This window comes from Prolinoborus fasciculus (genome assembly GCF_056724605.1).
This window is the reverse complement of the sequence record NZ_JBWZQN010000160.1, coordinates 1-720: the sequence shown is the minus strand read 5'-3', so window position 1 is coordinate 720 and position 720 is coordinate 1. Positions and strand designations below refer to the sequence as shown.

At 48.5% G+C, this 720-nt stretch carries 1 protein-coding gene; it reads right to left on the bottom strand.

Features of this window, described 5'->3' with window-relative positions:
* Positions 1 to 31: 31 nt before the first annotated feature.
* Positions 32 to 720 (bottom strand): IS66 family transposase (tnpC, locus tag AC1P5O_RS16715; protein WP_364482099.1); only part of this gene is annotated, 689 nt, incomplete at its 5' end.

Below are 720 nucleotides of genomic sequence, written 5' to 3'. Positions count from 1 at the left end.
GTAAGCGTGCGCTGAACCCCATAGCTATTTTTTAATTTTGGTCGGGTTTCCAGCGGTGCGGCAGCAATTCTTCTATTTGGCTCACTTTATGTGTCGGTAACCTTTTCAGCACATCACTTAAATAGGCATACGGATCCAAGCCATTCAGCTTTGCTGACTGGATTAAAGTCATGATATTCGCCGCTCGCTGACCACTGCGCAGCGAGCCAGCAAACAGCCAGTTCTTGCGTCCTAAGGCCCAAGGTCGCATTTGATTCTCTACCCAATTATTGCAAATCGGTAGATTGCCATCATCCAAATAGCGGCTTAAAGCTGGCCAACGCTTCAGAGTGTAATTGATCGCCTTGGCGGTGGGAGAACTCGATGGCACCGTCAGATGATGTTGGTTGAGCCATTCATACAGTTGTTGCATCACCGGTTGACTATGCTGTTGCCGGTATTCGCGGCGGTCTTCCGCTGTACTATCGGTCTTTTTCCTGAGTTCTGCTTCTATCCCATACAGTTTCTGAATCAGCACTAATGCCTGTTCAGCGACCTGACTTTTCCCGGTCACATGCAGTTCATGGAATTTACGACGTGCATGGGCCATGCAGCCCACCTCAATCACCTGGCCTGATTTAAAACGTGCTTTATAACCACTGTAATCATCACAGACTAGATAGCCCTGCCAGCCTTTCAAGAACTCTTCAGCATGCTGGCCTGAACGACTATCCTGAAAGT